1 protein-coding gene is annotated in these 829 nt (G+C 35.6%); it reads right to left on the bottom strand.

Translation table 11 applies throughout. From position 1 onward, the window contains the following. The coding region (locus ACS8FD_RS18800; RefSeq protein WP_439276969.1) for a DUF2788 domain-containing protein at positions 1-206 on the bottom strand (206 nt) is incomplete at its 3' end. Positions 207-829 lie beyond the last annotated feature (623 nt).

Genomic DNA, 829 nt, shown 5'->3' with positions numbered 1-829 from the left:
TTATCAAAGGCAACTTCCAATAAAATTTTGAGCACAAAGCCCATAAAACCTGCTCCTAGTGCTAAAAATATCCAAAAAGTACCTGCACGGCCCGCTTCGGACTTTTTAGTGATGTCCCAAACAATAAAGAATAAGAATGCGATAAATATAGGTAAGAATACGTACAGCCCCCAACTGGTGACGGTACTAGCGGCAAGAGCAAACAGAGCATAATCCTATAAAGTGGTAATGTGCCCTCTATTTATATCTAAATTTTATAGCTTTTTTTATAATAATCGACCTAATGAACGCGTATTACCACTCATAATATGAGCGGTGATAAATAGAAGGCACGACAAATAAATAGAAGGGTACAATATAAACAGCTATTATAACGCGGAAATACATAGGTATAAACTACCGCTATGGATGAGGCAACAGGAACGCTACAATTGACATGACTGCTCCGTCAATACTACTGGTCAAGGTTACTTAACGCTTCACACTTAAATATAATATAAGCTGAACAATCAGGCTAACTTAGCCATTACAAGACCACTAAATAGACAAATGTACCAATTGATGATCTGCTTTAGTATAAGCATAAGATTTTAGCGCTAATTTCGGTGCAAATAGTGCAATAAAGTGCAAAGATTGTTATATTTACAGGTTACTTATTTTTTTATATTATTTTATTCCTTCAAATGTCGGGCGCTATTATAATAAGCAGTTATCGACTGCGCGCACCCTCCTATTTTATACTGTTTTTTGTTGTTTATTTAACTGAGTTAAAATCCCTATGTCACAAGCCCAAATCGATACGCTAGCATCACTATTTGATGATGCTATT

The sequence above is a fragment of the Psychrobacter sp. 1U2 genome (assembly GCF_051847575.1).
This window is presented reverse-complemented; position numbering and strand designations above follow the sequence as displayed.